25 protein-coding genes are annotated in these 24,677 nt (G+C 55.2%); 17 read left to right on the top strand and 8 right to left on the bottom strand.

Annotation, left to right across the window (positions count from 1 at the left end; genetic code table 11):
• Positions 1 to 31: 31 nt before the first annotated feature.
• Positions 32 to 979 carry a sodium:calcium symporter gene (locus O3S85_RS16425; protein ID WP_269541820.1) on the bottom strand — a complete coding sequence of 316 codons (948 nt, stop codon included), beginning with the start codon at positions 977 to 979 and terminating at the stop codon, positions 32 to 34.
• 168 nt (positions 980 to 1,147) lie between these two features.
• On the opposite strand from O3S85_RS16425, the gene O3S85_RS16430 reads away from it, so the two are divergent.
• Positions 1,148 to 1,522 (top strand): PH domain-containing protein, encoded by a 375-nt coding sequence (locus O3S85_RS16430; protein ID WP_269541822.1) that lies wholly within the window; start codon positions 1,148 to 1,150, stop codon positions 1,520 to 1,522.
• Positions 1,523 to 1,560: 38 nt separating this feature from the next.
• Here O3S85_RS16430 and tyrS read toward each other — a convergent pair whose 3' ends face one another.
• Positions 1,561 to 2,742 carry a tyrosine--tRNA ligase gene (tyrS, locus tag O3S85_RS16435; protein ID WP_269541823.1) on the bottom strand — a complete coding sequence of 394 codons (1,182 nt, stop codon included), beginning with the start codon at positions 2,740 to 2,742 and terminating at the stop codon, positions 1,561 to 1,563.
• 540 nt (positions 2,743 to 3,282) lie between these two features.
• Between tyrS and O3S85_RS16440 the strand changes: the two genes are divergently transcribed.
• The 5 genes from O3S85_RS16440 to O3S85_RS16460 all read left to right on the top strand — a co-directional run bounded on the left by O3S85_RS16440 (position 3,283) and on the right by O3S85_RS16460 (position 9,487).
• Positions 3,283 to 3,621, top strand: a complete 339-nt coding sequence (locus tag O3S85_RS16440) for a hypothetical protein (protein WP_269541826.1) — start codon at positions 3,283 to 3,285, stop codon at positions 3,619 to 3,621.
• 217 nt (positions 3,622 to 3,838) lie between these two features.
• Positions 3,839 to 4,309 carry a redoxin domain-containing protein gene (locus O3S85_RS16445; protein WP_269541828.1) on the top strand — a complete coding sequence of 157 codons (471 nt, stop codon included), beginning with the start codon at positions 3,839 to 3,841 and terminating at the stop codon, positions 4,307 to 4,309.
• A 56-nt stretch (positions 4,310 to 4,365) separates the two neighbouring features.
• Entirely contained in the window at positions 4,366 to 7,116 is a 2,751-nt protein-coding gene (gene acnA, locus O3S85_RS16450; RefSeq protein WP_269541831.1) for an aconitate hydratase AcnA, read from the top strand.
• A gap of 79 nt (positions 7,117 to 7,195) precedes the next feature.
• Entirely contained in the window at positions 7,196 to 7,708 is a 513-nt protein-coding gene (locus tag O3S85_RS16455) for an STAS domain-containing protein (protein ID WP_269541833.1), read from the top strand.
• A 162-nt stretch (positions 7,709 to 7,870) separates the two neighbouring features.
• Positions 7,871 to 9,487, top strand: coding sequence for a response regulator (locus tag O3S85_RS16460; protein ID WP_269541834.1), 1,617 nt, complete (start codon positions 7,871 to 7,873; stop codon positions 9,485 to 9,487).
• 81 nt (positions 9,488 to 9,568) lie between these two features.
• On the opposite strand, the gene O3S85_RS16465 is transcribed toward O3S85_RS16460, so the two are convergent.
• Positions 9,569 to 10,018 (bottom strand): hypothetical protein, encoded by a 450-nt coding sequence (locus O3S85_RS16465; RefSeq protein ID WP_269541836.1) that lies wholly within the window; start codon positions 10,016 to 10,018, stop codon positions 9,569 to 9,571.
• Between the two features lie 138 nt (positions 10,019 to 10,156).
• Between O3S85_RS16465 and ilvE the strand changes: the two genes are divergently transcribed.
• The 7 genes from ilvE (at position 10,157) to O3S85_RS16500 (ending at position 15,702) form a co-directional block, all read left to right on the top strand.
• On the top strand, positions 10,157 to 11,023 hold the full coding sequence (gene ilvE, locus O3S85_RS16470; RefSeq protein WP_269541839.1) for a branched-chain-amino-acid transaminase: 867 nt from the start codon (positions 10,157 to 10,159) through the stop codon (positions 11,021 to 11,023).
• Between the two features lie 115 nt (positions 11,024 to 11,138).
• Entirely contained in the window at positions 11,139 to 11,753 is a 615-nt protein-coding gene (locus tag O3S85_RS16475; protein ID WP_269541841.1) for a prepilin-type N-terminal cleavage/methylation domain-containing protein, read from the top strand.
• Positions 11,754 to 11,757: 4 nt separating this feature from the next.
• On the top strand, positions 11,758 to 12,354 hold the full coding sequence (locus O3S85_RS16480; protein ID WP_269541844.1) for a type II secretion system protein: 597 nt from the start codon (positions 11,758 to 11,760) through the stop codon (positions 12,352 to 12,354).
• Between the two features lies 1 nt (position 12,355).
• Positions 12,356 to 13,096, top strand: coding sequence for a type II secretion system protein (locus O3S85_RS16485; RefSeq protein ID WP_269541846.1), 741 nt, complete (start codon positions 12,356 to 12,358; stop codon positions 13,094 to 13,096).
• Between the two features lie 16 nt (positions 13,097 to 13,112).
• A complete protein-coding gene (locus tag O3S85_RS16490) occupies positions 13,113 to 13,787 on the top strand; it encodes a hypothetical protein (RefSeq protein ID WP_269541848.1) in 675 nt (224 codons plus the stop codon).
• Between the two features lie 2 nt (positions 13,788 to 13,789).
• A complete protein-coding gene (locus O3S85_RS16495; RefSeq protein ID WP_269541850.1) occupies positions 13,790 to 14,812 on the top strand; it encodes a prepilin-type N-terminal cleavage/methylation domain-containing protein in 1,023 nt (340 codons plus the stop codon).
• Between the two features lie 17 nt (positions 14,813 to 14,829).
• A complete protein-coding gene (locus tag O3S85_RS16500) occupies positions 14,830 to 15,702 on the top strand; it encodes a 1,4-dihydroxy-2-naphthoate polyprenyltransferase (protein WP_269541852.1) in 873 nt (290 codons plus the stop codon).
• A 195-nt stretch (positions 15,703 to 15,897) separates the two neighbouring features.
• On the opposite strand, the gene trxA is transcribed toward O3S85_RS16500, so the two are convergent.
• The 4 genes from trxA to dapF all read right to left on the bottom strand — a co-directional run bounded on the left by trxA (position 15,898) and on the right by dapF (position 18,495).
• Positions 15,898 to 16,230, bottom strand: coding sequence for a thioredoxin (trxA, locus tag O3S85_RS16505; protein WP_269541854.1), 333 nt, complete (start codon positions 16,228 to 16,230; stop codon positions 15,898 to 15,900).
• Positions 16,231 to 16,261: 31 nt separating this feature from the next.
• The gene (locus O3S85_RS16510; protein WP_269541856.1) at positions 16,262 to 17,224 is read right to left on the bottom strand and encodes a hypothetical protein; all 963 of its coding nucleotides are present in this window, start codon (positions 17,222 to 17,224) and stop codon (positions 16,262 to 16,264) included.
• A 120-nt stretch (positions 17,225 to 17,344) separates the two neighbouring features.
• Entirely contained in the window at positions 17,345 to 17,593 is a 249-nt protein-coding gene (locus O3S85_RS16515; protein ID WP_269541857.1) for a hypothetical protein, read from the bottom strand.
• A gap of 50 nt (positions 17,594 to 17,643) precedes the next feature.
• A complete protein-coding gene (gene dapF, locus O3S85_RS16520) occupies positions 17,644 to 18,495 on the bottom strand; it encodes a diaminopimelate epimerase (protein WP_269541859.1) in 852 nt (283 codons plus the stop codon).
• A gap of 605 nt (positions 18,496 to 19,100) precedes the next feature.
• Here dapF and O3S85_RS16525 point away from each other — a divergent pair.
• The 4 genes from O3S85_RS16525 to O3S85_RS16540 all read left to right on the top strand — a co-directional run bounded on the left by O3S85_RS16525 (position 19,101) and on the right by O3S85_RS16540 (position 23,241).
• The gene (locus tag O3S85_RS16525; RefSeq protein ID WP_269541860.1) at positions 19,101 to 19,550 is read left to right on the top strand and encodes an SMI1/KNR4 family protein; all 450 of its coding nucleotides are present in this window, start codon (positions 19,101 to 19,103) and stop codon (positions 19,548 to 19,550) included.
• Between the two features lie 73 nt (positions 19,551 to 19,623).
• Positions 19,624 to 20,304 carry a hypothetical protein gene (locus O3S85_RS16530; protein ID WP_269541862.1) on the top strand — a complete coding sequence of 227 codons (681 nt, stop codon included), beginning with the start codon at positions 19,624 to 19,626 and terminating at the stop codon, positions 20,302 to 20,304.
• A 28-nt stretch (positions 20,305 to 20,332) separates the two neighbouring features.
• Positions 20,333 to 20,911: a hypothetical protein gene (locus O3S85_RS16535; protein WP_269541863.1), complete on the top strand. Its 579-nt coding sequence runs from the start codon at positions 20,333 to 20,335 to the stop codon at positions 20,909 to 20,911.
• A gap of 161 nt (positions 20,912 to 21,072) precedes the next feature.
• A complete protein-coding gene (locus O3S85_RS16540; RefSeq protein WP_269541865.1) occupies positions 21,073 to 23,241 on the top strand; it encodes a DNA polymerase domain-containing protein in 2,169 nt (722 codons plus the stop codon).
• Here O3S85_RS16540 and O3S85_RS16545 read toward each other — a convergent pair.
• On the bottom strand, positions 23,238 to 24,647 hold the full coding sequence (locus O3S85_RS16545; protein WP_269541867.1) for a peptidylprolyl isomerase: 1,410 nt from the start codon (positions 24,645 to 24,647) through the stop codon (positions 23,238 to 23,240). The two genes, O3S85_RS16540 and O3S85_RS16545, sit on opposite strands and share 4 nt — an antisense overlap.
• Between the last annotated feature and the right edge of the window lie 30 nt (positions 24,648 to 24,677).

Below are 24,677 nucleotides of genomic sequence, written 5' to 3' on the forward strand. Positions count from 1 at the left end.
GTGGTTAAAAACCCCGTTTCACTTGCAGCGCCTACGCGCTCCAATAAAGAAACACGCCGTAGAGCACGATCAGCACGCCACCGCTGGCGCGGTGCAGGCGGCGGAACAGCGCCAGACTGAGCACGTGAAATGCCGCCACACCCGCGATCATCAGGATGGCTGGGGTAAAGTTTGCCGGCAGTTCCAGCGGTTTCACGATCGCATAGAGCCCGACGCAGAGCGGGATGCACACGTGAGCGTCGCCCGCCTGGGCGCTGTAAACCACGTCGGCCTCGCGGCGCGCGCCGTAGAACAGAGCGAGCATGGCGTTGGGCAGCGCCATGAGCAGGCCGGTCAGCAGGCCGAGGTTTTCACGGCTGATGAAGCCGGAATCGATGTCGGAAATGTAATCGACGAGCCCGGTGATGCTAAACAGCAGGCCGTAGCCGCCGAGCGCGAGCAGGGTGAACTCCACGATGATCCACGGATTGAAGCGACCAGAGCTGCGGACGTTTTCCTTGAGCAGCTCATAGACGTGGAACAGTTGCCAGAGGAAAAACAGGCCGATTAACGCGAGGCCGTCACCGAAGTCGAGCACGCCATCCTTACCCAGCGCCCAGGTGATGCCGCCGAAAAAGAAGATGGCCAGCAGCGTGAGCAGCAGCGCCAGGCGGTGGAGCTCGGCCTGCTGCTTGGCTTTCTTGGCTTTGCCCCGTGGTGTGAGGCTGAGCCCCCAAATGACGGCGGGCAGGCCAACGAGCAAGGTGAGGTTGGTCGCGTTGTTGACGAGGCAGTTCGTCATGACCTCCTCGCCGGGTTGGCCATTGCGCAGGATGACGACGACAAAGATCAGGTTGCCGAGGCCGGAGAGGTAGGGCATGACGAGGTTGCCCAGTACGGTGCCCTCCATGCCGCCGTTGGACAGCTCCTCCAGCCGCCAGATCATCAGCACCGAGGCCACCAGAAACAGGCTCAGCAAATACGCCGGATTATGGAGCATCTCTGCAATCACTCGAAACAGACTCTAGCAAAAGCTTCTTTGTCACCGGTGGAAGATAATTCTCTCGGCGGCACATGCTTAACTTTTTCTTAACAGCCTCGATCCGTGGATCCGATTTGGGGTAAAAACATTGCCATGCGGTGATTTGTTGATGGGCTGTATTTTAATATGGGACTGTTTTCTAATTTATTGGGTAATGCGGGCGTCGTCGCCCCGGAGGAACTTCAGGAAAAATACGGCCAGTTGCTGACCAATGGCGAAACGATCGACATCGGTTTTGCGGTCTTTCGCGATACCTTCGTTTTCACGAACAAACGCCTGCTACTCGTGGACGTGCAGGGTATGACCGGCAAGAAAATCGAATACCTCAGCGTGCCCTATGACAAGGTGACGAAGTTTAGCGTGGAGACCGCTGGTAGCTTCGACCTCGATGCAGAACTTAAAATTTGGGTGGGTAGCGACGATGTGCCGATCTGGAAGAAGTTCAACAAGAAGGTGAATATCTACGAACTACAGTCGGTGCTCGCCGGGCACGTTTTGTAGTCGCGCAACACCAGTGTTGTTACTTTCCAGAGGACTCCTTAGCCCAGCACCTTGAAGAACTTCCGCTTACCGGCCTGGATGACGAGCTCGTCCGTGGGCTTGTCGATGTTGGTGGTCGGGTCGCTGACGGCTTCGTCGTTGATCTTGACGGCACCTTGCTCGATGAGGCGGCGGATCTCCTTTTTGCTTGGGAAAAAGTCGGTGGCCATCATGAGGTTGATCAGGCCAAAGCTGGCTTCGCCACCGGCGAGGTCGGCCCAGGCGAACTCGGGCATGTCGTCGGGGCGCTGGTTTTTGGCGAAAACTTGTTCAAATTGCTCCAGCTCGCGCTTGCCGTCGGCCAGGGAGTAGAACATGCCGACCAGGGACGCGGCGAGGTGCTTTTTAGAGCTCATCGGGTGGTCCTGCTTGTGGTGCTCAATGCGGTCTTCGTCCATGAGCAGGAGCAGGCGGTAGTAGTCCCACATCGTCTCGTCGTCGATGGACATGATGCGGCCAAACATCTCCTTGGGCGAATGGTTGAAGGAGATGTAGTTGTCGTAGCTCTTGGACATCTTCTTGACGCCGTCGAGGCCGACGAGGAGCGGCATGGTGATGACGGCCTGCTCGGGCTGCCCGGCGTCTTTTTGCAACTGGCGGCCGACGAGCATGTTAAAGAGCTGGTCGGTGCCGCCGAGCTCGACGTCGCTTTCGAGCATGACGGAGTCGTAGCCCTGCACGAGCGGGTAGAGGAACTCGACGATGGAGATCGGGCTGTTGCTCGCGTGGCGCTTGGCGAAGTCGTCGCGCTCAAGCATGCGGGCGACGGTCATCTTGCGGGCCAGGTTGAGCGTATCGCCGAAGGTCATTTTGTTGAACCACTCGCTGTTGTAGCGCACGAGGGTGCGTTCTTCGTCGAGGATTTTAAAGGCCTGGTCGAGGTAGGTTTCGGCGTTGGCGCGCACCTCGTCCTCGGTAAGGACCGGGCGGGTGTCGGAGCGTCCGCTGGGGTCGCCGATGGTGGCGGTGTAATCGCCGATGAGCAGGATGCACTCGTGGCCCATGTCCTGAAATTGCTTCATCTTGTTGAAGACAACGAGGTGGCCAAAGGTCAGGTCGGGGCGGGTGGGGTCGACGCCGAGTTTGATGCGGAGTTTTTTGCCAGCGCGAATGCGCTCCATTAGCTCGTCCGCGCCAATGATGGTGTCGATGTTCTGCTTGATGATGTCTAGTCGGCTCATGGGATTTCTTGGAAAGGCATGGATTAAAGTCGGAATCGACGCCGTTGGACAAGGGCAAATGTCAACGGGGATTGCGGAATACGGATTGTGGAATATTTCCGGGGATGTTTGCGGGCTAGCGTAAGAATTTGGCCGCGCCTGTTTGGTTTAATTGAAGGTTTGATTTGGTAAGCCATTAAAAATGAGGGTTTTGGCGAATTGGCAAAACGACGTTTTTGCTTCTTGATGCGAAGTTCCCCACCATGAGGAGCCTGATATTAAAGCTAAGCTACACGATTTATTGCCACTGCTGTATGGCGTTGGTGAGGCTGCGTCGGTTCGTGTCATCAAACCGGCCCACCGAAGCTACGCCGGCCATCACTGCTCAATCTCAGGCGTCCGTTTCCGATCCTTCATGAACCCCTAGTCGATTGGTTGAGGAATTGAAAGACTGGTGATACTTGGAAACGGGCGCCTGAATCCGGGCGGGGTGGGGCAGTGCCGGATGCGTCGAATATTTGAGCGACCTAAAATCGGTTTTGGGTAAAGCTTGCCCCGTGCGTGGCGCATCGCTTTTGTGGCGGGCAAATGGAGATGCCGATCATCATACTTGTGCTCGTGCTGAGCTTCCCGCTGCTGGCCTGGATGGTGCGACCGGGCTGGAGCGCAGGGGCTTACCTGCTGGCTGCGTATGTTTCCTTTTACTTCATCTTTTCGATTATGGTCGGGTTTGTCTTTGGCATCCTCTCGCTCTACCTATCGGCCTACTTCGAATGGATTAATGTAGCTTTGGCCCAGGAATGTATGGCGCTGGTTGCTTATGCGTTGCTCTTTACGCTGCTTGCCCGGGCATATTTTAAGGAGTTTGGCGATGGGCCGACTCCAGCCGCGGCCAAGTAAACGGGCTTGTTGCACCGGATCTGACGCGCCGGGCGCGCTGCTAGCCGTGGCCACGGAACCGCTGAGGCGAAATGCGGAGGCGTGCTGACGCCAGTTGGGTGTTCAAACTTAATCAAATGATAAATATGCGGGCATCCATGTGGACAGATCCGCTGCAATGCTTGACTTGCGCTTCGCTTGGGGCTTGGTTGTGAGTTCATTCCAACCATTCTAATTTATGGCATTATCTACCGGTACTACCGCTCCCGATTTCACGCTGAAGACTAAAAACGCAGACGGCCTGTCGGACGTCACCCTGAGCTCGAACTTCGGCTCCAAGAAGACCGTTCTTCTGTTTTTCCCGCTGGCATTCACCAGTGTTTGCCAAGACGAGCTCTGCACGATGAGCAGCGCACTTGACGAATACGCCGGCCTCGACGCCGTGGTTTACGGCATCTCCGTGGACAGCCCGTTCTCGCAGGAAGCTTTCGCCAAGGCCAACTCGATCACTGTGCCGCTGTTGTCGGACTTCAATAAGGACGTCGCCGCCAGCTACGACGTGCTCTACGAAGACCTGCTCGGCTTCAAGGGTGTGGCCAAGCGCGCCGCATTCGTCATCGACGCCGACGGCAAAATCGTCTATTCATGGGTGACGGAAGATCCGCATAACCTTCCGCCGTTTGACGAGGTCAAGGCTGCCCTCAGTTAAACTTTTTCTTCTCTGGCTCAATTCGCATCAATCTTGCTTCGCTTTAATTAACAACCATGTCAGACATCACCGACCCATTTAATGTCGTCCGTGAACTCGCCGACAAGGGAGTTTACTATTCACTGCCCGCGCTGGAAAAAAGCGGCGTAGGCCCGGTATCCACCTTGCCGGTTTGTATTCGTATCGTCCTGGAAAGCGTGCTGCGCAACTGCGGCACGGCAGGCATCAACGAAGAGGATGTGAAGCGATTGGCGAATTGGAACGCCGAGAAACCGGCCGCCGAAGAGGTGCCGTTTGTCGTCTCCCGCATTGTGCTGCAGGACTTTACCGGCGTGCCGTTGCTCGTCGACCTCGCAGCCATGCGCGACGCCGTTGCCGAGCTGAACAAAGACGCCGGGTTGATCGAGCCGCTGGTGCCGGTCGACCTGGTGATTGACCACTCCGTGCAGGTGGATCGCGCCGGCACGGCAAACGCTTTCGTGGCGAACCTGCAGCGGGAGTTCGAGCGCAACATCGAGCGCTACGAGTTCCTCAAGTGGGGGCAGCAGGCTTTTGAAACCTTTAGCGTGGTGCCACCCGCGATCGGCATTGTCCACCAGGTGAATCTGGAGTACCTGGCGCGGGTCGTTTTCCAAAAGGAAATTGGCGGCAAAAACGTGCTTTACCCGGACAGCCTTGTGGGCACCGACTCGCACACCACGATGATCAACGGCCTCGGCATTGTCGGCTGGGGCGTGGGCGGCATCGAGGCGGAAGCTGGTATGCTTGGCCAGCCGGTTACGTTCCAGACGCCGGAAGTGATCGGGGTAAACCTGACCGGCACGCTCAAAGAGGGCGTCACCGCGACGGACCTCACACTGCGCATCACGGAAATGCTCCGCGCCGAAAAGGTGGTGGGCAAGTTCGTGGAATTCTACGGCGAGGGTGCCGAGGCGCTCACGTTGGCCGACCGCGCAACCATCGCCAATATGGCCCCGGAATACGGCGCGACGATGGGCTTTTTCCCCGTCGACGACAAGTCGCTCGACTACCTGCGCGCCACCGGCCGCACGGAAGACCAGATTGCGCTGGTTAAAGAATTTTTGGACGCCCAGGGCCTCTTCGGCATGCCGAAGGCGGGCGAAATTAAATACACCAAAAGCCTCGACCTCGACCTGGCGACCATCGTGCCCAGCGTTGCTGGCCCAAAGCGACCGCAGGACCGCATCGATCTGGACCAGCTCAAGTCGGCCTGGAACACGATGCTCCATGCGCCGATTGCCGAAGGTGGTTATGGCGTCTCCAATGAGAACGCCAAACGCACGGCCTCCGTGGATGCCAGCAAAGACATCGAACGCTGGCGTGACGAGGGTGGGGCGCTGGTTCACACCGAGACGCTGCCGGAGATCACCCACGGCTCCGTGCTCATTGCGGCGATCACCAGCTGCACCAACACCTCGAACCCGTCCGTGATGCTGGCCGCCGGTTTGGTCGCGAAAAAAGCCGTCGAAAAAGGCCTGACCGTCGACCCGACCGTCAAATGCTCGCTCGGGCCGGGCTCCCGCGTGGTGACCGATTATTTGAACGAAACCGGGCTGAGCAAATACCTCGATAAGCTCGGCTTCAACCTCGTCGGCTACGGCTGCACGACCTGTATTGGCAACTCCGGGCCGCTGGACCAGTCTGTTGAGGAAGCCATTTCGGAGGGCGAGCTCGTGACGGCGTCAGTGCTCTCCGGTAACCGCAATTTCGAAGCCCGTGTCCATGGCTCCATTAAGGCGAATTTCCTGATGAGCCCCCCGCTGGTCGTGGCCTTCGCGCTGGCTGGCACGGTTAACTTCGACATGGACAACGACCCGCTCGGCACCGATGCAGACGGCAATCCCGTTTACCTGCGAGACATCTGGCCCAGCCACGAGGAAATCCAGGAAAACATCCTCAAGGGACTCAAGCCGGAGATGTTTCGCCAGAAGTATGCCGACCTCAACTCGGCCAGCCCTCAGTGGAATGACGTCCAGTCCTCGACGGGCGACATTTACGACTGGAACGCGAAGTCCACCTACATTCAGCAGCCGCCGTTCTTCGATGGCTTTGGCATGAAACCGGGCAAGATCGAGTCGTTTGCCGGTTTGCGCCCGATGGCGCTCCTGGGGGACTCGGTGACCACGGACCACATTTCGCCTGCTGGCGCGATCAAGCCCGACAGCCCGGCTGGTAAATACCTGCTCGATAACGGCGTCGAGGTGCGTGAGTTTAACAGCTACGGCTCTCGCCGTGGCAACGACCGCGTGATGACCCGCGGGACCTTCGCCAACGTCCGCATTCGCAACGAAATGGCCGACGGCAAGGAAGGCGGCTACACCAAGCTCCAGCCCGACGGCGAAATCATGCCCATCTACGATGCGGCCATGAAATACAAGGAGCGCGGTGAAGGACTGATCGTAATCGGCGGCGTCGATTACGGCATGGGTTCCTCCCGCGACTGGGCCGCCAAAGGCACGGCCTTGCTTGGTGTAAAGGCTGTGGTAACCAAGTCTTACGAACGTATTCACCGCAGCAATCTGATTGGTATGGGCGTCCTGCCGCTTTGCTTCAAGGAAGGCGTAGACAAGGATACGCTCGGTCTCGACGGGACAGAAGTCTTTGACATCCAAGGCTTAGGCGAAGATATCAAGCCCGGAGCCGAGGCCACTTTGGTCATCCATCGCGCGGATGGTACAGAGGAAAAAGTCACGCTCGATGTGAGGTTGGACACTCAAGTTGAGATTGAATATTACCGCAATGGTGGTATCTTAACTTATGTTTTGCGCCAATTGCTCGATAACTAATTTACAGCACTTTGTTTCGCCGTTCGGCCAATCCGGACGGCGAAACTACCATCCCAGAACATAGACCTAACAGACATCCATGCCCGAAACCGAAAGCCCAGTTTTTCTCATCGACGCTTATTCTGAGCCGGTGATTCTGCGCATTCAAGGCCGCGCCAGCTTCTTGAACTGCGCTCCCGTGCGCGATTTTTTCGACCGTGTGGCCGAGATGGGGAAGCGCAGCGTGGTGATTGATTTCCAGGATTGCACGGGGATGGACAGTACCTTCCTCGGCATTATGGCGGGTGCCGCATTGGAGTTTCGCAAGCTGACGCCTCCTGGGGATTTCACCTTGGTGCGCCTGAGCCAGCGGAACCTGGAGCTAGTCCGTAATCTTGGCCTGCACCGCATCATGAATGTGGAAACCGGTGATTTCGACATGGCCTTTAACCAGTCTGATTCGCTCAAGAATGCGAGCCAATCAGAAAAGGATAACGCCGAGATGGTGCTCAAGGCTCATGAGTGCCTCGTGGAAGCCGATAGTAGCAACCAGAAAAAATTTCAAGACGTGCTCTCTTTCCTGAGGCTGCAAGTCGATAAAGATACCCCGTAAATGATTACACTGAGGAATTAAGTCTCATGCTGATACATTGTCTAGGGGCTATGCATCAGTATATTTGTTGATAATTTCTCATAGGGTGAAAAATGCGCTGGTAAATAGCGTGTAAAGACCATGTAAGCTCGCCTTCAGCTTATGATCTGCTAGGGTCTTTCTATGGGAAGCATTGGCAGTTGGTGGGAGGACTTCTGCAGCACGGCGTTTATGCCGCACGGGCACTGCTATATGTGGGATCCGTGGATATTGTGGTTGCATGTGGTTGCCAATGGTATGGTGGTCGTCGCCTATTGTTCGATTCCTTTTGGTCTATTTTACTTCGTGCGTCGTCGGCGGGATTTGATTTACAAGAACGTCTTTCTGCTCTTTGCGCTGTTCATCTTATGCTGTGCCGCGACTCATGCGATGGCGATCCTGACTATCTGGAAGCCGGTGTATGTGGCCGAGGGGGTTGTCCTGCTGATCACGGGGATTGTGTCAATGGCGAGCGCGGCGGTGCTCTTTAAGCTAATCCCTGAGGCGCTAAAGCTGCCCAATCCGCAAGAGTTGCGAAAAACGAAACATGAGCTGCAGGAAGAGGCCAAGAAATTGGCCCAGGCAGAGGCGGCGAGCCGGATGAAATCTCAATTTTTGGCCAATATGTCGCACGAAATTCGTACGCCGCTCAACGGTCTGCTGGGCTCAATCGAACTGCTGGGCGATGACCCCGAGATGAAACAGCGTTTTGACACGGAGATCGGCATCGCTCAGCAATCCGGGGAGAATCTCCTGACGATTATTAATGACATTCTCGACCTGGCCAAAATCGAAGCGGGTAAATTAGAATTGCGAAATGTTCCGTTTGATCCGGCAGCGACCATCGCCAATATCGTAGAGCTGCTGCGCGTGAAGGCCGACGTGAAAAATCTGAAACTTCAATATGACTTTGCCGACGACATGCCAACACACGTCTATGGTGATCCGGTGCGCTTGTCGCAGATTTGCAGTAACCTCCTGGCCAATGCCATCAAATTCACCGATGAGGGGCAAATCAACGTAACCCTGCACGTTGAAGAGGTGGAGAACGATACCGTATGCCTGAGTCTGGTGGTGCGCGATACCGGTATCGGAATACAGCAGGATAAAGTTTTTGAGATTTTTGAATCATTTAGCCAGGTGCATGGCGAAATCAATGATGAGCGCGGCGGCTCGGGTCTCGGGCTGGCGATTTCCAATGAGCTGGCCCGAAAGATGGGTGGTGGTTTGACCGTGGACAGTGAAGTCGGCGTCGGGTCGACGTTCACTGCGCTGGTGCGCCTCGGTTCCCCCAATTCCGTGCATGTGACGCAGCAGGCCAAGCTGCGCCGGAGTAAAAAGCTCACGGCGCTACCCGGTAAAGACAAACTCCAGATCCTAGTGGCCGAGGATAATGCTTCCAGTCGCCACATCCTGCGTAAAATGCTGTTACAAGATTCGGTGGAAGTAACGGCTGTGACCAATGGTCTGGAGGCGCTGGAAGCTTTTGATGAAAACGACTTCGATCTGATCATCATGGACGTGCGCATGCCCAAAATGGACGGCCTGGCGGCAATTCGGAAGATTCGCGCTTCCAGGAAGGACCAGGAGAAAACGATTCCTATCCTGGTGTTGACCGCCTATGCGATGGAGGAGGATCAGGACCGCGTTATCAATGTCGGCGCGGATGCTCACTTGGCTAAGCCTTACCAAAAGCACGAGTTAATTGCCAAGGTCCAGCAATTGCTGGAGCATTACCACGCCACGGTTAATTACCGGTAAAGATTCTCCGATCCGACCACTCGGGCGTCAGTTATGTGAGCTCTAGCGAGTTGGTGACGATTAGTCGGGACTTTTCTTCAGCTAACCCGCGACCTCCTGAGTGTCACTGGCTTCAGCGACCATCAGGCGGATGATGTTAGAATTGTTGGGCGGGCTCCAGCCGGTGGCGAGCAGATCGTAGTAATCTTTGGCAATCGCCTTTTGTTCCAGGCGTAGGCCAGCCATCTGGGATTCGATCTTCATCCGCTTGCGTTGGGCCGACTTGAAGGAGGAGGGGGGGAGGCCGCTTTTGGGGCGCTCGTTGTATTCCGCCACTTCTTCGGCGACGAGCATCGCTTTTTCGCGGTATTTAGTGATGCGCTCCTGTAACTCCGGTGGCAGCGCCTCGAAAAAGTCCTGCAATTGCTTGTTCGGATCATAGTCCACCGCGATTTCGGCGATGTCTGCTGACTCCAGCGACACGTCTTGGGCCCACGCCGGTTGTGTCAGCGTGGTCACCATGCCAATGGCGACTATTGATGCGAACTTCATATACAAATCAGACAGTTAAGGGACCTTACTTATTCCAAGCAAGGCGAATTCTTTAAATTACGACTCAAATTCTACATTCTTGAAGAGGATATTCTAGACAAACTGTTGCAGAAGCGATACCAACTGCCCTCTTTTGCGATGAAAGTTTACATGAATGGCGATTTTGTAGACCAGGCGGACGCCAAGGTCTCGGTTTTTGATCACGGTTTCCTCTACGGTGACGGGATTTTTGAGGGTATCCGCCTCTACAATGGCAACGTCTACAAGCTCGATGAGCACCTGGAGCGTTTGGAGTTTTCCGCGCGCGCCATCATGCTTGAGATGCCTTGGACCCGCGCCGAGATCGCGGAAGCCGTTTGCGAATCCTGCCGGGTAAATAACCTCACCAACGGCTACATCCGCCTGATCGTTTCTCGCGGCGTTGGTTCATTGGGTCTGTCACCCAAGAGCTGTGCGAACCCGCAGTTGATCATCATCGCTGACCAGATCCAGCTGTATCCCAAGGAGTTTTACACCGACGGCCTGAAGGTCATCACCGTGGCGACGCGTCGCAACAGCCCGGCTGCGCTGCCGCCGATGATCAAGAGCCTGAACTACCTGAACAACATTCTCGCCAAAATCGAGGCCGGCAACCTGGGCTACGTCGAGGCTTTCATGCTCAACGATCAGGGCTACGTGGCCGAGTGCACCGGGGACAACGTCTTCATCGTGCAGGGGGGCAAGATTTTCACCCCGCCGGTCAATGCCGGTTCGCTGACGGGTATTACCCGCCAGGCGGTTCTTGAAATCGCGAAAGACATTGGTATTGAGGTGGTTGAGACCAATCTGACGCGTTACGATCTCTGGATTGCCAAAGAATGCTTCCTCTCCGGAACGGCCGCAGAAGTGGTGCCCGTGGTGGAGATTGACGGTCGCCCGATTGGCGACGGCAAACCGGGGGCCCTGACCAAGCGCGTGCTGGAGGCTTTCCACGGCCGCGTTTCCCAGGATGGCGTGCGCATTTAGGTGCGCCGCCCTCAGCCCCTCCCGTGCAAAAAACATGCCCGGGTGATAGATATATCTGATTGCGTCTTTATTTGACAGCAGGGCCCAAGAGCCGCAATTTTACTAATTTCCAAGCATGCTTACTTCCCACCCCATTACCCAGGAAACTTCAAAGCAGCGCCACGGTTTCACTTTGGTGGAATTGTTGGTGGTCATTGCGATCATCGCTATCCTGTCCGCGATTGTCTTTGGCTTGTCTCGCGGTGTCGCCGTCAAGCAGGCTAATACCAAGGCCGAGGCCGAGCTGCAAACGCTGGGCAGCGCCTTGGAAGCGTATAAGCTCAAATACGGCGACTACCCTTGGATCGGCGCGGATACCGATGGTACGGAGCTTTACAAACACCTGACGGGTGCCCTTCGCATGAAGGCGACTGGCAATGGCACGGTAACGTATGAAAATGCTGACGGCGTTCCATTTATTGACTCGGGTGCTTTCACCACGGCCGGATCAAACAGCGAGAAGTATATCATTGATCCGTGGGGGCAGCCGTATCGCTACTATTACCGAAATTCGAGTAACGGAAACTCCTGGTCCTATCCGACCTTTATCCTGATGTCCGTCGGCCCTGATGGTCAAACGGCCTCGGGTAGCAGCAACCTGGCAAGAGGGGACATCCGCAGCTCATATTTTGAAGAAGGCGGTGCCAACGCCTACAATCTCGATAATCTCGTTTACGGAGTCGAATTTTAATCTCATGAGAAAACATTACACCCCTAAGAATCGTCGTGGCTTTACTCTGGTTGAGTTGCTCACCGTTGTTGCCATCATTGGTATTCTTGCGGGCATCCTGATCCCGGTGGTCGGTGGTGCCAAGAAGAACGCGCTGAAGGCCAAGTCCAAGGCTCAATTCAGTGGATGGGCGACCGCACTTGAGGCCTACAAAAATGAGTATGGCTACTTCCCCCGGGGCACTACATTGAATTTGAACAGTGCCACAGCCGAAAATATCGGTGGCTCGGCGACCAAGCACGATGAATTCATCAGTGCTTTGAGCGGTCGCAAGCCCAATGGTGATAAGCTGACTGACCGCACCGTGAACCGAAAAGCTATCGGCTTCTACTCGTTTGGTGCCTCGGAATTTGATGAAAACGATAACCTTGCCGACGCTTTTGGAAACACCAACATCAACATCATGGTGGATCACGATGGCGACGGCATTATCGACATGAGTGGTGCATCGCTCCCCTCGGATATCGAGGTTGAAGACAGCGCCAGCAAGCTGCGCGCCCGTGTCGCGATTTGGACCACGGAACAGAACGGTGAATTTGAAAACGTGGCAACCTGGAAATAGCATGACTGTAAGCAAAGCAACCATGCGCCGTAATGGGTTCTCCCTGGTGGAACTTCTGGCTGTTATCGCGATTGTTGCGGTGATGGCAGCTATCATTGGCGTAAGTGTGCCCAACAATTCTGGCGTCAATATGAAGTCGGGCCAAAGCTCGGCAATGGGCATGTTTCAGGCGGCGCGGACCGTGGCGTCTATGCGCCGGACCGAGGCCCGGGTCATTATTTTCGCCGACCAACCCAACGGTACAGACACGGATCGCGAAAAGAAATTCCTCCGCTACATGGGCGTGGTTTACTGGGATGAAGACACAAATGCATGGGTCCCGGCCAATGCAGGTGTTTATCTGCCGCAAAATGTTTTCTACGTGCCCGATGGCGCTGCCGGCTCGTTGATGAAGGCTGGCACCGATTATACCTCATCCGATATCATGGAAAGCGATCCCGCTGCGCCAACTACGATGTCTTTGGCATACCCAAACACCAATGATTCGGCGAACAATTGGTATTACTATGCCTTCGACAACAGTGGTGCTGCCCGTAGCGACCAGGATGTCGCCCAAGGACCTCCCACAAATTTCGCTGGTCGCTCGGTAGTCTTTACTGCGGGTAGTTACGGATTGGACTCGAGTGGCAACGCCGAGGTTACCGTGAATAATCCTTATCTGGCTAAGGGCTTTGTTATTCGCCGAATTGGTGGCGTGCTTAACCTTGATGAATACGATCAAATCGAGAAGAATCAGAATTAATCGAATTAATCTGACTATGAAGAATCGTTCTACTTACCCCTCCAAGCGTTACTCAACCGGTTTTTCCCTGACCGAGGTCATTCTCGCTGTCGGCGTCATAGCGGTGTCGATCCTCGCGTTGCTCGGTCTCTTTGGGCCGACGATGTCATCGGTGCGCGATGTGGTAGATAGTAATGAGGCCAACGGCGTGCGCACCCGTCTCAATGCCGCCCTGATGAGTGACGAGATTTACAATAAGCTGGGTATTGACCAAGCCGACCCCGACAAATTTCGTCTTTTTGCCAAGAATCATCTAGGCTCCGGCTCCGGCACTGATGAGCGTGAGCCCAAGTTGCTATACTTTTGGAATAAACGAACAGTATACGACGGGACTCCGCCGCAATTGGTTTATTCAGCAGACGTCAAGGAGTTTGAGGATGATTACAATGACGGCGTTGTTGAGGGAGGCACTGCGTATGTGGTTGCTCTGGAAAAAGGCATGCAAAGCGGCTCGAATCCCTACAATTTCGACAGTGACGACTTCATCAACTCTCAGGGCTATTTCCCGATTCTCGTTTCGATCTTCTCCGTGGACCCTGCACAAGTAACCGCTGCCAAGGAAAAAACTGCGGATGCGAATGGCTTCTCTCTGCAAGGTTTGGTGAACAACACGAAACCCCTCTTTTCCTACACAACCGCCAAGCTCCGATAAATATGAAGAAACACGCTAAACAAGCGCGCGGTTTTACCCTCATCGAAATTCTTGCCGCCACCGGCATCATGACGGTGGTCATCCTGATCGTGCTCAGCCTCACGACCAATGTGCTGTCGGTCTGGAATAAGTCCACCGGCCAGCTGACATCCAATTATGAGGCGCGTATTGCGCTGGATGTGCTCGAAACCGATTTGGGCACAATGGTACTGCGTAATCGTGATTTCTGCTGGGTGCAGGTTAGGTATAAACCACCGAAAAAGGGCGGTTTGGAATACACGGACGCAATTCCCGAAATGCCGGAGCTTTACTTTCTCGCCCGCGTGGAAGACCGTCCGCGCTACAGTGGTAGTGGCGGTGTCAATAGCTATGCCACCAACACGGTGTATGGCGACATTTGTGCGGTGGCCTACCGTATGGTTTATCAGGATCCGGTGACCAAGGGCACAAGCGTTCCAACTGATTTTCCGATGTTCGGACTCTACCGCTTTGTCGTCGATTCGGAATCGACGTTCACCGATATCATGTCGCAAACCAGTGATACTCCGGGGGAGCCGCTGAAGCTTTATGATATGATGGATGCTAACAAGTTCGGCTATATCGATGAGACCGGCTTAAAGGTCCCCAAGGGCTCAAGCCCCGGCGTCGATTCGCTGATTCTGGAGATGGAGAATTTTCTCGCCGCCGGTATTGTCGATCTGAGCGTGATCTTCTGGTATTCCACTATCGATTCAACCACGGGACGGCTGGACTATCGTGCGATCACCAACACGGGAGACGCAAGCGGAACCCCGTTAGATTTCATATACACCGACCGTTTGATCATTGACCAAAAGCCCGGTGAATCCGGCACTCTGGAATTTGTCGATATCTCGCTGACGGTTATCTCGCCCGAGGGCATGAGCATCATGCACGACGTCGATAAAATGAGCGGATCGATCGATGTGGGTGGCTGGCATGACTTGGTTGCCCAGTATGGTCAGACTTACACGCGCCGAGTACAGATCATGGCTAAGCCGCTGTAAGCGGCAGCACATTTGCGATGAAGATCGGCGCCTGGATATTGGCGGCGCGGCCTAAGACGTTGCCCGCCGCGATTGCTCCAGTATTGGTTGGCGCAGCCTTGGCGGCGCATGACGGCGTGTTTGAAACCGCGCCGGCAGTGATCTGCCTATTTTTCGCCTTGTTGATCCAGATCGGCACCAATTTTGCCAACGACTACTTCGACTTCGTGCAGGGCGCGGACACCGAGGAGCGCATTGGGCCCACCCGCGCGGTGGCGGCTGGTTTGATTTCTCCTGCGGCGATGCGCACCGCCACGATTCTTGTGCTGGTGCTGGCGTTTTGCGTGGGGCTGGCCTTGGTGTTTTGGGGCGGTTGGTGGCTGGTGGCCATTGGCCTGCTGAGCATTGTTTGCGCCGTGGCCTATACGGGTGGTCCTTACCCGTTGGGCTACAATGGCTTGGGCGACGTCTTCGTGTTTATATTCTTCGGGCTCGTGGCGGTTGGTTTCACTTATTACGTGCAGGCTGGCAGCTTTTCGACGGTGGCTTGGCTGCTGGGAGCCGGGGTTGGGGCGTTGTCGACGAATCTGCTCGTGGTGAATAATTACCGCGATGTCGATACCGACCGCGTCGCTGGAAAGCGCACTTTGGTGGTTCGCTTTGGTCGCCCGGTGGCTTGGACCCAATACTGCGCTAGCGTCCTCTTGGCTTTTGGCATCCCGGCAAGCTTGGCTCTCACTGGCTTTGGGGTGACACTGTTTATGCCGCTGATCATGACGCCCTTTGCGATATTTTTATGCGTGCTGCTTAAGCGAAGCCGCACCCGGGCCGACTTCCAGCTCGTCCTGGCGCAAACGGCAAAGCTGCTGCTTTTCTACAGCGGCCTCGTTTCGATCGGGCTCGTGCTGTAGCCCGATTTTAATTCGATTATATTTAACAGGAAGATCGGGAAGAACGGGAAGCCATAGAGTCGCAACTGAGCTCTCTCCCAACTTTCCGTTCTTCCCGATCTTCCTGTTTTAAATTACAGCTGGCTGGGCCCCCCCAAAAAAAAATCCCGCAACGCTGGGCGCTGCGGGATTGGAAAATGTGACGTATGATCGCGCTTAAGCGAGCTTCGCAAGGCGGTCGCTAAGTTCGGCCTTGCTGGTCATGCCAATGATCTGGTCTGCCACCGCACCGTCCTTGTAAACGAGCATGGTGGGCAGGCGATTGACGCCATACTTGGCGGCAAGGTCGGTGTTTTCTTCCACGTCGACCTTGCATATCTTGATCTTGCCGTCGAGTTCTCCGGCGAGCTCATCGAGGATGGGTGCCAGCATTTTGCAAGGGCCGCACCACGGTGCCCAGAAGTCTACGAGCACGGGAGTGCTGGCTTCCAGGACTTCGCTGTCGAAGCTGCTTGAGTCGAGTTCTTTAATTTTTTCTGATGTTGCCATGTGAATCTTGGTCGTGGTTGATCCGGAATCCTTACCCGCCCATGTTCATAAATACGAGAGCGGCAAACACGAGTGAAGCCACTGCGGCGACTGCGTCAAACGCGACCCACACAATATTCATGCCGGAGCTTTCTTCTTCCACGGGCTGCTGAGCCTGGCGGCCGGGGGCCGGAGCGGCCTTTGGGCGCGGTGCCGTGCGCGGGGCGGAGCCAGCGGGCTTGGCGGAAGGGACGGGCAGCTTGGCCGGTGCGCCATCGTCCTTCTTGGCGACGGGCTGAGGAAGCTTGGATGGTGCGGCCTTGGCGACCGGTGTGGGCAATGGTTGTTTGGCTGCTGGCTTGGCCTGCTGGATGGCGGGCTTTTCCTCGGCTGGTTTGGCGACTGGCTTGGGCTCTTCCTTCGCCGCCGGCTTGGGTGCTTCCTTGGCTGCGGGTTGGACTGCCGGCTTCGGGGCCTCCTTGGGCTCTTCCTTGGCGGGCTCGGCCTTGGCCTCTGCCTTTATCGGCGCGCGGGAGATGTCCATCTTGGTTGGAGTCGGGCGCGGGATGGGCTTGGGCTCAAACTTCTTAACCTCGGGCTCAGTCGTCTTTTCAACTGGCTCAGGCTTTTTGGCGACTTCCGGCTCGGCCTTTTTCGCCACTTCGGGCTTCTTTTCGGCCTTGGCGGTTTCCTCTTCGTCGCCCCAAGTGTCCGCGGGCTTGGCGGTTTGGTCGATGCGGGGTGCGAAAGGCGAGCGGGTTACCTTAAACTTGGGCTTTTCGGCGGGTGCTTTCGGCGCGTCGGCAGCCTTGTCCTTGGCGGCTTCCTCGGAAACGTCGGTTTCAATCTTTTGGCGAACCGTTTCGGGGAGACGGGCCTTGGGACGCTGACGCTTCTTGGGGAAGGCCGCATCGTGAGAGACGATTTCACCGGGAAGGCTCGCGGCGATCTTGGCTATACGCTCTTTTTCAGATTCTGATTGTGGGGTAGGCTTGTCCGGGTTGGAGTCACTCATAGTTCAACGATTTCAAAGTGAGTTGGGTATGTCAAGCGCTTGGAAAGCGCATAAATGCTGCAAACATCAACTTTTTAGGGATTTTCGGCGGGCCGCAATCCCAATCTTCGCACCCTGGGCTTAGCGCGGCGTATTTTTATGCAATAATTCCGCCACTTCCTTGGGCGCAGCGTCTTCCAGCTCGCGGCCACGACGCTTGAGATCCTCACAGGTCTTGATGAGGGTCTCAGTCATGCGTTCGTGAGTCTCCTCGGATCCGCCGACCACGGCAAACTTCTCCGCCTTGGTGATGCGCTTGTGGCCGTCCTGATTATCGAGGCCAACGCCGAGTAGCGCCGCCTTGGCTTTCGGTTGTGAATTCGGTCTCATGGGTGATTCGTTGCTAATAGTATGCCGAAATGGCGAGGTAGCGCAAGGGATTAACCGGGAATGACTTGGTCGGCCACGGCTTCGTCCATGAAGAACTCGCCCACGCGGGTTGCGGGGCCGGTCATGGTCACGGCGTAGTCCTCGCCGATGTTGATCTGGATATCGCCGCCCGGGCAGTGCACCAGGATGCGGTCATCGCAGGCTCCCATTTTGTGGGCGACGGCGGCCGCGGCGCTGCTCGACGAGCCGGAGGCCAGGGTGTAGCCCGCACCGCGCTCCCAGATTTCGATCTGGATGTTGTTGCGGTCCAGGACTTTGAGCAGCTGCACGTTGGTGCGGTTGGGGAAGCGGCTGGTCATGTTTTCCAGGACCGGGCCGAGCTCGCAGGCCAGCTTTTTACTGTGGCTTTCCAGCGGCAGGACGACGTGTGGGTTGCCGATCGTGGCGGCGTAAAATTGATAGGTCTGGCCGTTGATCTCGACGTCTTCGTTGAGGACTTCGCGGGACGGGCCGTTGACGGGAATCACGTCGCTGTGGAAGGAAACTTTGCCCATTTCGACCTCGATCGAGGCACCGCCATCGTGGATTTCGACGGTCACCACGCCGCCGAGAGTATCGACGGTGAAAGGCTGGTCGGTGACTTTGCCCTGGTCGAAAAGGTATTTTGCGAAAATGCGCAGGCCGTTGCCGCTCTTTTCCGCTTCGGAGCCGTCGGGGTTCCAGATTTGCAGGCCGAAGTCCGCCTTTTCGGTGGGCAGGGGGCCGTAGAGAATGCCGTCCGAGCCGAGCCCGAAATTACGGTGGCAGATGGCGACGGTTTGCTGCGGCGTGGGTAGCTCGCCGTCCGCGGGGTCGAGGACAAGGTAGTCGTTGCCGAGGGCGTGGTATTTGTGAAATTTCATTGTGCGCAAAAAGTGTGTTATTCAGAACTTGAGAAATTCGCTGTCAAGGCGCTTTCGTTCGGTGGGGCCATGCGCGGTATTTACCACGAAGAATACGGAGGGAACGAAGGGTAATGGGACGCCGGATGTCCACGCCAAGACCCGAAGACCCAAAGCCAGCCAATGGACACGGCGTGGGAATCAAATACCGAGGCCTTGGTAATTCGATTACTACGGGGTTAGGAGACAATTACCAAGCCTTAGTAATCCAATTGTAAGGGCTTTAAGATCCGATCACCAAGCCTTTCTAATGTAATCCTAAAGGCGTGATAATCCGATTACCAAGGGCTGATAATTCGATTGCGAGGGGCTGATAATTCGATTGCAAAGCCGTGGTTTCAGAATCGTAACAATGAACAAATTTTTATGCTTTTGTGCTTGTCACGTTTACCAGGTTCCGTTTAAAAGTACTTTACCGTTTACTGGTTGGACATTACACCTAGGCTTCTTCTAATGCCTGATCACCACAGACCTAGCTACCCACAACCTATTTGGCACTTCCTGCGCGCCACTCCACGCCGTTATGTGAACGTTCGCGTCGCATAAAAAATACTGTTAGCTAGAGCATGGAATTTCACGAAACAGGAAAACCAGCGTCGCGCAATGAGCTTGAACAGCTCGTAGCCTTATTTCCAAGTTCGGCACCACCAGAATTACTTACATTCTACGCAAAGACTAATGGAGTCTATGAGCCTGATTGCTACATTCCAGAGCTACATTTCACTCAGTTGTATATTTACGAAATATCTGAACTTCCTAGAATGAAAGATATTTATGATGAAAGAATCTCGCAAGACCTGATGGCGATTGGATCGGATTCGTTTGGAAATCAATATTGCATTGGCATACATGGTGCGCGTTTCGGGAAGATTTATTTCTGGGATCACGAAGAAGACCATGTTGGAATGGCCCAGCTTGGCCTACCTCACGATGAAGAACTCTTTCACAAGAATGAGGAATTCATATCTGATAATCTTGACCTATTCATCAACGCATTTGTCCCTGACGAAGAATAGAAAGCTAACAAATCGGGATATGTGACGAAAAATGCTGGCGCATTTTCGCCACATACCCTCACCGTTGGGAAAAATGAAATCTGCCATCATACTTGCGCTTTTTGTTGCCGCGAGCTTAACATACGGCGCAGAAAATATCTTTCAGACTATCTATATCCATGATTCGAACGCGTTAATCTCGTTCCTAGAAACAGAAAAAAAGGAAGAAATTAAATGCGTCAGGGTATGCGTCCTCAATAACGAGTTTAGGGTCACCGATGAAATCTATGCTCAATCGGCAAAGTATGATGGTAAGCAGTGGATGCTACACTCTGCCAACCAAATCATTTATAGCGAGGTAACAGGCGACCCAGAAAAAAAAGTAAATTTAGGGACCAAGACACTTGAGTTGCTGCCAACGACAATCGACGCCCTTTACCATAGAAGCGAATCACTTATAGTCTATCTTCCTGGATTCCACATTTTCAGACCAGCCTTAGACGAAAAAAGGAGGATATTTTTCGTTAACTTCGATTCTGGAAGATTTTTGTTTGTATCATCAAATAGCTACGAGATATCTGTAAAAGAAGACCAGTCAGCATGCACTCTTACGCTAGTCGATGGCATTGCTACTCAGAACCCATTTTCAGGAAACATAAAGTCTCTCCGCTTTGGCTCACTCCCCATCAATCTACCATTTGAAGCCTTTGCACTGCTCAATCCCAACCAGTCGGAGGTCTCAACTCCGCTCGCTCCTGCGTCGCTCACTCCTTGAGACTCCTCATCGTTCAATAAAGATAAAAATGTTCAAATTATTCGGAAATAAGTTTGAGAAAGAAAAAGAGGAGCTACGCAAGTGGCTGGCTCACCCGAATGAATTCGGAGAGGTTCCTTCTGAGATATCGCACATCAAAGAGTATCACGTCTCCCTGATGAACTATGGCAAAACCAAGATTCAATTATTCAGGTATCAGATGCCCAATGGCTTTAGTGGAAGAGGATTTGTCAACCCGGTTACTTGGTCTTTTTTAGGTGATGATGTTGAGAAAATTCCGGACGATCTCTTGCTGTTTGCCTATGCTGGTTGGCTTTTCCTCTTCCCTGCGATTCAGGAAGGCAAGGTGCTGACTGATTTTGAGAGCGACGGCGAGAGAGAGAGGTATCTGGAACAGCTCAAAAACCATGGCCTTACTGACATACAGGTAGTTGCTCAATACAAGATTGGGACAAGTGAACTTTATGAGTTCAAAGCATTTTTCAATGGCGAAGAAGTTCGCGGGGCCGGAAATACTGAGAGTGAAATAGGCTGCAATGCCTCTGATCCTAAGTTCTTTCTACCGGCTATCTATTTCCTCCTGGGCAATCAGGTATTACCAAGATAAAAAAGCATAGCAAGTCGAGCTAGGCAGGGGAGCTATCAACTCCCAGACTGCCGCCTCTCTGCGATAGCTCTCACAGTTCGGACGAAACATCGTGAAAGCCCGCCCGCCAAACCGACTTTATATGCTAGACGTATGTGCAGGTATACGCTTGCCTGTGGAGCGTGAGTAATACTTCAGAAGACCTCCCCATCGCCGGCGTCTGGTTGGACGCGGATGGGCAAGCCCATGTCGCCGCAGTGGACGGCGAGCAGCCGCGCACGTTTCAAGCCGAGGCATTTGAGCCATTCATGTGGTTGTCGGCGGATTTGCCGGGGGCGGAGGATCTGGACGGGGAGGGTGCGTTTGCCTGGCGCAAGTCTTTTGCCAAGCCGGGCGAACTGGCAGACTTCTCCAAGGCGCACAAGACCGAGGCGGCCATGGAGTGGCTGCGCCCAATCGAGCATCAATACCTGCTCGCCAGCGGGCGGCGGTTGTTTCAGGGGTTAACCTTCCAGCAGGTGCGCCGTGTGCAGCTGGACATTGAAACGCACAGCGAAGACCCAGGCTCGTTCCCCGACGCGCGCAAGAAGAAAGACCGCGTCATCGCCATTGGGCTGCGCTTTGGCGACGAAGTGCGCCTGCTGGAAATCGAGACCATGGACGACGACGGCGAGCGAGCGCTGCTGGAGTCGCTCAACGTTACGCTGGCCGAGCTGGACCCGGACGTCATCGAAGGGCACAACATTTTCAAGTTCGACTTGGACTTTCTGAAAACGCGCTGCAAGCGCATGAAGGTCCCCTGTGCCTGGGGTCGGTTTGGGCAAAACGCGAGCTTCCGCAGCAGCCGCATTCGCATTGCTGAACGGTGGATTGATTTCCCGCGTTGCGACATCCCGGGGCGCACGGTGTTCGACACGTTCCTGGCCATTCAACTATTTGACGTGACTACGCGGGACTTGCCCAGCTACACGCTCAAGGCCGCCGCGCGCTACCTGAAGGTGACCACCGAGGCTGACGAGCGCACCTACATCTCGCCGGAGAAAATCCAGGTGATGTTCACCGAGGATCGCGAGACGTTCCGCGCGTATTTGAAGGACGACCTCCGCGAGACCAAGGGCATTGCCGAGCTACTTTTGCCGACCTACGTGGCGCAGGTGCAGGTATTCCCCATGGCGTTGCAGGAGGCCTGTCTGCGGGGCACGGGCTCGAAGGTCGACCTGCTGTTTCTCGACAAATATTACCACGCTAATCACGCGATCCCAGCCCCGCCCGAGGTGAAGCCCTACGTTGGTGCTTTTAGCAAAAGTTTTGTCGAGGGAGTCTTTCATCACGTGATGCATTTCGACGTGGCTTCGCTGTATCCGAGCCTGCTGCTGCATATCGGCCGCAACCCGGAGAACGACTCGCTGGGCGTCTTTATCCCGCTGCTCACTGAGCTGAAGGACTACCGCTTGCGCTACAAAAAGCTGGCGCGCGAGGAGGCCGATCCCGTGCTCCAGCAGGAGTACAACGCGCGGCAGGCGAGCTATAAAATCCTTATCAATTCCTTCTACGGCTACCTCGGGTTTGCCGGGGCGCGCTTTGCCGATGGCGACCTGGCAGCGGAGGTTACCAAGCAGGGCCGCGAGCTCCTGCAAAAGCTGATCGCGGAGTTCGAGCGCCTCGATTGCCTGGTGCTGGAGGCGGACACGGACGGCATCTATGTGTCGTCGGAAAAAGACTTTGGCGACCCGGAAGCTTTGCTTCGCAAAGTATGTTCGGTGCTGCCCGATGGCATTGAGCTGGAATACGACGGCAGCTACCAGGCGATGTTCTGCTACAAGGCCAAGAACTACGCGCTCTACGACGGCGAGAAGGTCAGTATCGCCGGCAGCGCCTTGCGCTCACGCGGCATGGAACCGATTTTAAAGGACCTGACTAAGCGGCTGATTTACTCATCCCTCGGCGCGACCGAAGACACGCCCGAAGCACTGGAAACCGAGATTCGCGCGGACCTCGCGGCGGGCAAGATCTCCGTCAAGCGCTTGGCCAAGCGAGAGTTTCTTTCGCAAAACCCCGAGGCCTACAAGAAGGCGGTGGAGCAGGGGGGCAAGTCTCGCCGCGCCTCGCTGGAGGTTGCCTTGCGCATGGACCCGATGCCGCGCATGGGCGAGTCCGTCACGTATTACATAACCACCGGCGAGAAAAAGAAGAACCCGGACTGGCAAGTCGCGCGTGGTATTGATGAATACGATGCGGAGAAAGCCCCCGTGGACACCGACTACTATCTGCGCAAAATCGACGACTGGCGTAAGCGCTACCAAAGCTATCTGGAAGGCGGCAAGGACGCGCGGCAGTCTGAGTTGTTTTAGGGTGTGCTGGGAACCGGATTCGGCGTGTGGTTGAGAACGCGGCGGTAAAAGGCGTTGCTGCTGTCTGTGACGCCCGAGTCATCGAGCTTGATCGTGATTGTATCCAGGACGCCATCGGTGATGCGATTGGTCACGCTATAGGGGATGGTTGTCCAAGGCGTTACGCCCAAGTCGGGGCTGTATTGGAAGTCGTATGTCAAGTCACCGAGGTCGTTGCGAAATTCAAAGGTAAAGGTCGGCGCGCCATCGGTTTCGTTTAATTGAAAAGTGTCGATCGATTGCGGCCCTCTGTTACCCTGAACGATTGCGCTAACCGAATAGTCTTCCAGGTTCGTATAGCCATCGTTGTTTGGATCGGCGTAAGGGCCGCTGATGTTGTCGTTAGTGGCGTCGGGGCCGGAGAAGTTTTGGACGCGCCAGTAGGCGAAGTCATTTTCCACGACCACGACGAATTGATGGGTGACTTCGTTGCCGACGCTGTCGGTGGCGGTGATGGTGATGGTGGAATCGCCAAACTGATCGGCTGGCGCAGAGAGGATTAGCTCCTCCGAGCCATTGATGCTCGCTTGGATCGCGTCGGGGTCGGAATTGCTGTCGAGCGTGAAAGTCAGGTCGGTGGATTCGCCGGCGTCGGCGGGGGCGACATCCACTAATGTCGCTGTGGTTAACAGGTTTAAATTGTTGGGGGTCAAATTTTCGCCATCATAGTTAATGAGCGGCATTTCGCCGAAGGGACTGCCGAGGATGTTGCGTACGTCGTAGACTGGGAAATTGGCGGTCGAGGTCAGCGCGCTGGTATCGTCCTGCGCGGATTGCAGCACGCGGGCAAAAACGGTGAAGCCGCCGTTTTGGAAGTCGAGGTTGGCCGAGTTCTGGTTGATGTTGATGAACCACTGGCTGGTGGCGCTGTCGGGATCGCCACCAACTTTCGCCATGGCCACGGTCCAGCGCGTGTTGGAGATGCCGAATTCGTTGACGACGGGGTCGTTGGTGGTAACGGAGTCGATGCGAACATCGGTGGAGTTGTAGACAAAGCCGCCACCCTGCGCGACGAAATCCGACGTTGGCCGGCGGTGGATGATCTGGTTATCGTAGGCACCGCTGTTGACGTAGGTCAGGAAGTTGTCGCGGCTTTCCGGTGTGCTGTTAAACAATGCCATATCGATGACCAGCGGGTTTTCGCCGATGCTGAAAATGGAGGTAAATCGCACGGCCTGATCTGCAATTTCCTCTGTGCTGAATAATTCGTTGAGGTCGATGGTGGCGTTCGGGTTGCTGGCGTACAACGGGTAAGTCTGGAAATAATCGTTTAGCACGGGCAGCACCTTGGCTGCGTGCAGCGCGCCGGTTGGCAGTGCGGCCAGCGTCAGGATAGAGAGAATGAGAGGTCTCTTGTAATGGAACATGTGATTGAATAGCGAACCAGATTTACCCCG

This window comes from Cerasicoccus sp. TK19100, from assembly GCF_027257155.1.
GTDB classification, from domain to species: Bacteria; Verrucomicrobiota; Verrucomicrobiia; order Opitutales; family Cerasicoccaceae; genus Cerasicoccus; species Cerasicoccus fimbriatus.

Excerpts from the sequence above, each read along its gene's own strand:
- O3S85_RS16485 (WP_269541846.1), top strand. The coding sequence starts at position 12,356 with ATGACTGTAAGCAAAGCAACCATGCGCCGTAATGGGTTCTCCCTGGTG.
- O3S85_RS16480 (WP_269541844.1), top strand. The coding sequence starts at position 11,758 with ATGAGAAAACATTACACCCCTAAGAATCGTCGTGGCTTTACTCTGGTT.
- O3S85_RS16460 (WP_269541834.1), top strand. The coding sequence starts at position 7,871 with ATGGGAAGCATTGGCAGTTGGTGGGAGGACTTCTGCAGCACGGCGTTT.
- O3S85_RS16530 (WP_269541862.1), top strand. The coding sequence starts at position 19,624 with ATGAAATCTGCCATCATACTTGCGCTTTTTGTTGCCGCGAGCTTAACA.
- O3S85_RS16525 (WP_269541860.1), top strand. The coding sequence starts at position 19,101 with ATGGAATTTCACGAAACAGGAAAACCAGCGTCGCGCAATGAGCTTGAA.
- O3S85_RS16445 (WP_269541828.1), top strand. The coding sequence starts at position 3,839 with ATGGCATTATCTACCGGTACTACCGCTCCCGATTTCACGCTGAAGACT.
- tyrS (WP_269541823.1), bottom strand. The coding sequence starts at position 2,742 with ATGAGCCGACTAGACATCATCAAGCAGAACATCGACACCATCATTGGC.
- O3S85_RS16475 (WP_269541841.1), top strand. The coding sequence starts at position 11,139 with ATGCTTACTTCCCACCCCATTACCCAGGAAACTTCAAAGCAGCGCCAC.
- O3S85_RS16455 (WP_269541833.1), top strand. The coding sequence starts at position 7,196 with ATGCCCGAAACCGAAAGCCCAGTTTTTCTCATCGACGCTTATTCTGAG.
- O3S85_RS16515 (WP_269541857.1), bottom strand. The coding sequence starts at position 17,593 with ATGAGACCGAATTCACAACCGAAAGCCAAGGCGGCGCTACTCGGCGTT.
- O3S85_RS16510 (WP_269541856.1), bottom strand. The coding sequence starts at position 17,224 with ATGAGTGACTCCAACCCGGACAAGCCTACCCCACAATCAGAATCTGAA.
- ilvE (WP_269541839.1), top strand. The coding sequence starts at position 10,157 with ATGAAAGTTTACATGAATGGCGATTTTGTAGACCAGGCGGACGCCAAG.
- dapF (WP_269541859.1), bottom strand. The coding sequence starts at position 18,495 with ATGAAATTTCACAAATACCACGCCCTCGGCAACGACTACCTTGTCCTC.
- O3S85_RS16545 (WP_269541867.1), bottom strand. The coding sequence starts at position 24,647 with ATGTTCCATTACAAGAGACCTCTCATTCTCTCTATCCTGACGCTGGCC.
- trxA (WP_269541854.1), bottom strand. The coding sequence starts at position 16,230 with ATGGCAACATCAGAAAAAATTAAAGAACTCGACTCAAGCAGCTTCGAC.
- O3S85_RS16500 (WP_269541852.1), top strand. The coding sequence starts at position 14,830 with ATGAAGATCGGCGCCTGGATATTGGCGGCGCGGCCTAAGACGTTGCCC.
- O3S85_RS16425 (WP_269541820.1), bottom strand. The coding sequence starts at position 979 with ATGCTCCATAATCCGGCGTATTTGCTGAGCCTGTTTCTGGTGGCCTCG.
- acnA (WP_269541831.1), top strand. The coding sequence starts at position 4,366 with ATGTCAGACATCACCGACCCATTTAATGTCGTCCGTGAACTCGCCGAC.
- O3S85_RS16535 (WP_269541863.1), top strand. The coding sequence starts at position 20,333 with ATGTTCAAATTATTCGGAAATAAGTTTGAGAAAGAAAAAGAGGAGCTA.
- O3S85_RS16430 (WP_269541822.1), top strand. The coding sequence starts at position 1,148 with ATGGGACTGTTTTCTAATTTATTGGGTAATGCGGGCGTCGTCGCCCCG.
- O3S85_RS16495 (WP_269541850.1), top strand. The coding sequence starts at position 13,790 with ATGAAGAAACACGCTAAACAAGCGCGCGGTTTTACCCTCATCGAAATT.
- O3S85_RS16465 (WP_269541836.1), bottom strand. The coding sequence starts at position 10,018 with ATGAAGTTCGCATCAATAGTCGCCATTGGCATGGTGACCACGCTGACA.
- O3S85_RS16490 (WP_269541848.1), top strand. The coding sequence starts at position 13,113 with ATGAAGAATCGTTCTACTTACCCCTCCAAGCGTTACTCAACCGGTTTT.